General features: G+C 47.5%; 9 protein-coding genes. All 9 read left to right on the top strand.

Annotation, left to right across the window (positions count from 1 at the left end; genetic code table 11):
• The first annotated feature begins 109 nt into the window (after positions 1-109).
• Positions 110-304, top strand: a complete 195-nt coding sequence (locus tag H8698_RS13025) for a zeta toxin family protein (RefSeq protein ID WP_430393583.1) — start codon at positions 110-112, stop codon at positions 302-304.
• Positions 261-998 carry a 23S rRNA (adenine(2058)-N(6))-methyltransferase Erm(B) gene (erm(B), locus tag H8698_RS13020; RefSeq protein ID WP_002292226.1) on the top strand — a complete coding sequence of 246 codons (738 nt, stop codon included), beginning with the start codon at positions 261-263 and terminating at the stop codon, positions 996-998. The genes H8698_RS13025 and erm(B) overlap by 44 nt, the downstream gene beginning before the upstream one ends.
• 315 nt (positions 999-1313) lie before the next feature.
• Positions 1314-1478, top strand: coding sequence for a hypothetical protein (locus H8698_RS13535; protein ID WP_430393582.1), 165 nt, complete (start codon positions 1314-1316; stop codon positions 1476-1478).
• A 20-nt stretch (positions 1479-1498) separates the two neighbouring features.
• The gene (locus H8698_RS13530) at positions 1499-1690 is read left to right on the top strand and encodes a hypothetical protein (RefSeq protein ID WP_430393581.1); all 192 of its coding nucleotides are present in this window, start codon (positions 1499-1501) and stop codon (positions 1688-1690) included.
• Between the two features lie 289 nt (positions 1691-1979).
• On the top strand, positions 1980-3227 hold the full coding sequence (locus H8698_RS13010; protein WP_015517767.1) for a plasmid recombination protein: 1248 nt from the start codon (positions 1980-1982) through the stop codon (positions 3225-3227).
• Between the two features lie 415 nt (positions 3228-3642).
• On the top strand, positions 3643-5094 hold the full coding sequence (locus H8698_RS13005; RefSeq protein WP_199488597.1) for a hypothetical protein: 1452 nt from the start codon (positions 3643-3645) through the stop codon (positions 5092-5094).
• A 255-nt stretch (positions 5095-5349) separates the two neighbouring features.
• On the top strand, positions 5350-5616 hold the full coding sequence (locus H8698_RS13000) for a type II toxin-antitoxin system RelB/DinJ family antitoxin (protein ID WP_033119556.1): 267 nt from the start codon (positions 5350-5352) through the stop codon (positions 5614-5616).
• Complete coding sequence (locus H8698_RS12995) at positions 5609-5887, top strand: type II toxin-antitoxin system YafQ family toxin (protein ID WP_021632616.1); 279 nt, start codon at positions 5609-5611, stop codon at positions 5885-5887. The genes H8698_RS13000 and H8698_RS12995 overlap by 8 nt, the downstream gene beginning before the upstream one ends.
• Before the next feature lie 33 nt (positions 5888-5920).
• The gene (locus H8698_RS12990; protein ID WP_076917214.1) at positions 5921-6403 is read left to right on the top strand and encodes a hypothetical protein; all 483 of its coding nucleotides are present in this window, start codon (positions 5921-5923) and stop codon (positions 6401-6403) included.
• Positions 6404-6453: the final 50 nt, after the last annotated feature.

Here is a 6453-nt window from a genome sequence, read left to right as displayed (position 1 = left end):
GATCAGCCGGAGCGTGAGACAGAACCGGTTCAAAAGCGTAGCTGGTTTAGTAGGTTCTTTGGGGACTAAACAGAACGACAAATCGGGAATTTGTGGAGGTAAAATATAGATGAATCAAGGTAGAATTATTGTAATCACAGGTGCGCCGGGGACAGGAAAAACTACAACGGCATCTGTTGTTGCAAAAGAATCAGATTTGGAAAAGTCTGTGCATATGCACACAGATGACTTTTATCATTATTTGAGTAAAGGGGCAATACATGAACAAAAATATAAAATATTCTCAAAACTTTTTAACGAGTGAAAAAGTACTCAACCAAATAATAAAACAATTGAATTTAAAAGAAACCGATACCGTTTACGAAATTGGAACAGGTAAAGGGCATTTAACGACGAAACTGGCTAAAATAAGTAAACAGGTAACGTCTATTGAATTAGACAGTCATCTATTCAACTTATCGTCAGAAAAATTAAAACTGAATACTCGTGTCACTTTAATTCACCAAGATATTCTACAGTTTCAATTCCCTAACAAACAGAGGTATAAAATTGTTGGGAGTATTCCTTACCATTTAAGCACACAAATTATTAAAAAAGTGGTTTTTGAAAGCCATGCGTCTGACATCTATCTGATTGTTGAAGAAGGATTCTACAAGCGTACCTTGGATATTCACCGAACACTAGGGTTGCTCTTGCACACTCAAGTCTCGATTCAGCAATTGCTTAAGCTGCCAGCGGAATGCTTTCATCCTAAACCAAAAGTAAACAGTGTCTTAATAAAACTTACCCGCCATACCACAGATGTTCCAGATAAATATTGGAAGCTATATACGTACTTTGTTTCAAAATGGGTCAATCGAGAATATCGTCAACTGTTTACTAAAAATCAGTTTCATCAAGCAATGAAACACGCCAAAGTAAACAATTTAAGTACCGTTACTTATGAGCAAGTATTGTCTATTTTTAATAGTTATCTATTATTTAACGGGAGGAAATAATTCTATGAGTCGCTTTTGTAAATTTGGAAAGTTACACGTTACTAAAGGGAATGTAGATAAATTATTAGGTATACTACTGACAGCTTCCAAGGAGCTAAAGAGGTCCCTAGCGCCTACGGGGAATTTGTATCGATAAGGGGTACAAATTCCCACTAAGCGCTCGGGACCCCTTGTAGGAAAATGTCCTAAGTGTGGCAACAATATTGTATTAAAAAAATCGTTTTAGTGCAGTATCTTAAAATTTTGTATAATAGGAATTGAAGTTAAATTAGATGCTAAAAATTTGTAATTAAGAAGGAGTGATTACCACCGCATTTGCCAGAATCAAATGAGCAAAATTTGATTGTCATTGAAGCGTTTTTAGAAGCTGCGAAGCGATATGCTCGTGGTGGATATGATGTAATTGTAGATGGCATTGTAGGACCGTGGTTTTTAGAGCCGTGGCTCAACATTGTTCAAGAGCATTATGAAGTACACTAAGGGCAAGTAAAGAAGAAACTATGAAGCGAGCTATCGAACGCTCAAAGTTAGACAGAGAAACAAATATTGAATTAGTTGAAACAATGTGGAATCAATTTTCCAATTTAGGAATCTATGAATTAAATGTTATAGATACAACTACGCATTCAATCAAAGATACTGTTTCAGCAGTAAAAGAAAAAATAGTAAGCGGTACGGCCTTACTATTTTAGACAATTCCAGTTTATCGGTGGGATGAAGGTCGGGGAGCCGTCCGCAGACGGCAGGGGCAGCGCCCCTCCGGAGCTGGCAGAGCAGCAGGCACGAGCCGGCAGTGAAGCAGCTCCGGCAACCCCTCCCCTTTAGGGGCGCAAAGCACTTTCACACCGCTGCACCGATGGGGTGGCGGTGTGAAAGTGCTTTTGCGTTACTTTCTCACCAGAAAGTAACAAAGAGGTTGTTTTTAGCGGAAATTTATGATAAAATAGAGGACGGAAGAATAAGCGGAAAGGGGGCGATTTTATGGGAGTTACGATTTCGGGTATGACAGGTGCAGGGAGCATCCGGCACAACAACCGCAGCTTCTCAGCGGCGAATGTAGACCGGAGCCGGACGGAGCAGAACATTGTTTTCTGCAACGAGGATCTGAAGCAGGTCTATCATATGGTCTTTGATGAAGCTCTCGCAGCCTACAACGCAAAGAAAACCAAAACGAGAGATAAGATACCGGACTACTATGAGCATATCCGGCAGAGTAAACAGGAAAAGCTGTTCCATGAAGCGATCTTCCAGATCGGCAACATGAGCGACTGTGGGTGCGGTACGCCGGACGGAGAACGGGCGGCGGCAGCTCTGAAAGATTTTGCGGAGTCTTTTGCAGAACGCAACCCCCATCTGCGGGTGTTCAATATGGTGCTGCACATGGACGAGGCAACGCCCCATCTCCATGTCGATTTTATCCCTGTGGCAACGGAGCAGTCAAGAGGACTTTCTACAAGGGTATCTATGAAACAGGCATTGAAGCAGCAGGGGTTTGTCGGTGTCGGCAGAAAGCAGACCGAATGGGCGGCGTGGATGGAACGGGAGAAAGAAGCTCTGACGGAGATCGCCCAGCGGCACGATTTTGAAATTATCTCTCTCGGCACGAACAGACCGCACATGGACTTGCCGCAGTTCAAGGAAGCGGCTGCGAGGCTGGAAGCGGTGCAGCAGCAGACAGCGGCAGTAGAGCGGGAGGTTGCTGAGCTGGAACGGCAGCGGGACGCTCTGAAAGGCACTGTGCGGCTCTTAAAGGAGGCTGACAGGGTAAATGCACCCCTGCATGATATTCAGCCGGAAAAGACGCTCACAGGGGCAGTAAAGGGCGTGACGGTGGATCAGGTCGAGCAGCTAAAGAAAATGGCACTGCGCAGCGTGACGGATCGGCACAAGGTACAGGAGCTGACGGAGGAAAACACCCGTCTGCGGTCACAGGTGCCGTCCATGAAGAAGCGGCTGGAAGAAGCGCAGCGGCAGCAGAGGCTTGAACAGGAAAACCGGAGGCTGCGCGATGAAAACTATTATCTGCAATCCGAGCTGCAGGAGGAACGCAGCTTCACCGAGCGTCTGACGGACGGCATCGGTCGGATGCTGGACTTCTTGGAAGAACACTTGCCGGAGCGTCTGCGTCCTCTGCTTGAAAAGGCGAGGGAGCTGCTGCCCGATCCGGAGATTGGACAGCAGCAGGAGCAACAGCAGCACCAGCGAGGAATGGGCGGCATGGAGCTGTAAAAGAAGCCTGTCCGGAGGGCTTGAAAATCTCTTTCGGACAGGCTATAATAACAACTGAAAATAGGGAATTGCTGTATTGATAATCTAAGCCCCCTGTAAGGGTACTCCCAACCTATATTTTTTCTCTCTGAAAGGGAGAAAGTCGGAGGGGAAAAGGGGGGTGAGCGGAGGGGTGTTGGAAGTGTGGTAAACCTCGTTAGAGGTTTTCCAAGCCACTGTGGTAAACCCATCGGGTTTTCCATAGTGGCGGCACTTTCAATGCCCCGCAGCGAGGGGGAAAAGGGGGAGGTGACTTTCTCTTTAAGGCGGCGTAGCCGCCGCTCTTTTGCTCCCCCTTTTCCCCCTTCCCGCCCGCAGGCGATCCCCGCCGCAGCGGATTTTCTTTTTGGTACTTTTTCTTTTGTGAGGTGGTAATATGACCGAGAATTATCGAGGCTGCTACGAGTATTTGAGCGCACAATATCCGGAGGTCGGAGGCTATGAGTTTTATAAAGAGCTGTTTCCGGACAATGAGAACTCCGGAGAACGGCACACGGATTTTTCCCATCCGAACGCTGTGTATCTGTATCGGGACGAACAGAGCGAGGATAAGAAGCTCCGGCGCAGGAAGATGTATAACGACACATGGGAACAGGATTACATGGAGTTTGTCGAGGGGAACAGCCTTACTTTGTGCAGCGGTCTTGCATATCGCAGAAAGGAGAACAGGCTGGAGAACGCCCAGCGGATGTATGCTCTGATCTTCGATCTGGATGGCGTAGGTCTTGCCGAGCTGCGCAACCTCTTTCTGCGCTTTGGCGGCGATCCGGAGCGAGTGCGCCGGTTGCCGATGCCGACTTTCCTTGTTCTGTCGGGGACAGGGCTGCATATCTACTATGTTTTCCAGCAGCCGATTGACCTATACCCGAATATAAAAATTCAGCTTAAAAGTCTGAAATATGACCTCACTTTCCGGCTATGGGAGTATGGCAGCACTTCGCAGGTCAAGGCGATCCAGTATCAATCCATCAATCAGAGCTTCCGCATGGTGGGCAGCATCAATGACAAGCATGGGACGGAGCTGGTCGCTTTCCGTACCGGAGAACGGGTAACGCTGGATTATCTGAACGCCTACGCAAAGCCAGAAAACAGGGTGGATGTCAATAAGCCTTTCAGCCCATCCAAAATGACACGAGCTGAGGCGAGGGAGGCATATCCGGAGTGGTATGAGCGTGTTGTTGTGAGAGGCGAGAAAGGACGCAAGAAGTGGGATATTGCCGGAAAGGTGCATGGTGATGATCCGTATGCGCTCTACCATTGGTGGCTGCGGCAGATCGGAGAGATAAAGGGCGGGCATCGGTATTTCTTTTTGATGTGCCTTGCTATCTATGCTTACAAATGCGGTGTGTCGAAGCAGCAGCTCCGGCAGGATATGAAAGAGGCTTTTGATGATCTGCAGATGGTGAAGCATGAGAACGCATTGACCGAGGAAGATATACGGAGTGCGCTGGAAGCCTACGACAAGGAGTATTACAATTTCACGATTTCCGATATTGAAGCTCTGACCGATGTTCGCATCGAGCGCAACAAGAGGAATGGTAGATCACAGAAAGAGCATTTGAAAAGAGCAAGGGCGGTGCAGGAAGTGGATTATCCTGGCGGCACATGGAGAAGAAAAGGGGCAGAAGAAAAGAAAGCGCAAGTCTATGCGTGGCGGCAGGAGCATCCAGAGGGACGCAAGGCCGATTGTCATAGGGACACCGGACTTGATCCGAAAACGATCCGCAAATGGTGGGACACCGTACCGGAGGGGCATATAACGGTCAAAATACGCCCATCACAGGCTTTGAGCGATCTGTTGGTGGAGGAATTTAAGAAAGGGCTGTAAACGCCCCAGAAACGCCCTACAAGGCGTTTTCGGGGCGGGTAAGGGTTTTTATATTACCCCACCGAAAACGAGGCTTGAAAACCGCGCGAAATAAGGCTTTTTCACCCCCTAAATGTACACGCTGCGGTGTTAGCATATAGAAAGCACTGTTCATAGAAAAGTTGCAAAAAAACATTTGCAATGCACTTGCAAATGTCACGAATATTGAATATAATATTAGTGCAAGCTAAAAATGACGAGGAAAGGAGTGCTATTATGGCTAAAGGAAATATGACGATAAGAATGGAGCCGGAGCTGAAAGCACAGGCGGCAGCTCTCTTTAAGTCCCTCGGAATGGATTTGAGTACGGCAACGGGTATTTTTTATCGACAGGCACTTAGGTGTCATGGACTTCCCTTTGAAGTCAAGGTTGACGAGCCGAATGCTGTTACCTATGCGGCGATGGAGGCGGCAGAAAAGGGAGAGGATATGTATGGTCCGTTTGATAGCGTTGCAGATCTGATGGAGGCGCTGAATGCTTAAGCCGGAGTTTTCGGGGCAGTTCAAACGAGATTACAAGCTTGCGATCAAGAGAGGCTGCGATCCGAAGAAGTTGGAGGAAGTGATCACGCTGTTGTGTAACGAGCAGCCGTTGCCGGAGGCGTATCGAGATCATGCTCTCACTAATTCCAGAAATTATAAGGACATGAGAGAATGTCACATCGAGCCGGACTGGCTGTTGGTCTATAAAGTTGTTCGGCAGACTTTGATTTTGAAATTGATAAGGACGGGATCTCATAGCGATTTGTTTTGAGATTAACTCCGGATGAAAGAGTGGTGATGATATTTGGCGGGTGTAATAACGGAAATTGCAATAGAATGTGGCGTGTCGGAACAGGCAGTTCGTGCATGGTGTAGGCGAAACCATGTTGCGAAAGATGCGAAAGGAAGTTTCGCAATCAGCGAAAGTCAAAAAACCGCCATATATCAGCATTATTTAGGTGTTGAACGAAAGCAAGTTTCGCAACAGGCGAAAGCAAGTTGCGAAACTTGCGAAACCACTTTGATCGCTATGCTGCAGGGAGAATTAGACCGGAAAAGCGAGCAACTTGCTGTAAAGGACAAGCAGATCGAGGAACTGAACGCAAGGTTGGCGGAGGTCAGCTCGGCGTTGGTGACGGCACAGCAGACTGCGGCAGCGGCCCAGGCTCTCCATGCTGGGACAATGCATCAGCAGCTTCTTTCCGGCAAGTCCGGAGCCGATCAGCCGGAGCGTGAGACAGAACCGGTTCAAAAGCGTAGCTGGTTTAGTAGGTTCTTTGGGGACTAAACAGAACGACAAATCGGGAATTTGTGGAGGTAAAATATAGATGAATCAAG

This window comes from Congzhengia minquanensis (genome assembly GCF_014384785.1).
Classification (GTDB): Bacteria; Bacillota; Clostridia; order UBA1381; family UBA9506; genus Congzhengia; species Congzhengia minquanensis.
This window is presented reverse-complemented; position numbering and strand designations above follow the sequence as displayed.